Here is a 435-nt window from a genome sequence, read left to right on the forward strand (position 1 = left end):
GAAGAGGTGCGTCTCCTGGGAGACCACCCCCACGGTCCGGGACAGGGTGTCGAAGCCGAGGTCGCGGACGTCGACGCCGTCGAGGGTCACCCGGCCCGCGCTGACGTCGTAGAGGCGGGGTACCAGGTGTCCGAGCGTGCTCTTGCCCGAGCCCGTCGCGCCCACCACTCCAAGGGACGTCCCGGCCGGTACGCGGAGGTCGATGTCCTGCAGAGTCGGCTCGTTGCTCGGGTCGTAGGCGAAGTCGACTCCCTCGAACCGCACTTCGCCTCGCGGTCGGGCCAACTGGACCGGGTGTTTCCTCTCGGTGACGGTCGTCGGAAGGTCCAGGTACTCGAAGACCCGCGTGAAGAGCGCCAGAGATGCCTGGATGCTCACACCGATCGACAGCAGTTTCACCACGGGACGGAACAGCCCCTGCTGCAACGTCACGAA

The 435-nt window shown here is 67.1% G+C and carries 1 protein-coding gene; it reads right to left on the reverse strand.

What is annotated here, in order from left to right; genetic code table 11:
• A partial coding sequence (locus QMZ92_RS36725; protein WP_283302148.1) for an ATP-binding cassette domain-containing protein occupies positions 1-435 on the reverse strand: 435 nt, incomplete at both ends.

It is taken from the genome of Streptomyces sp. HNM0645 (genome assembly GCF_030056615.1).
GTDB lineage: Bacteria > Actinomycetota > Actinomycetes > Streptomycetales > Streptomycetaceae > Streptomyces > Streptomyces marianii.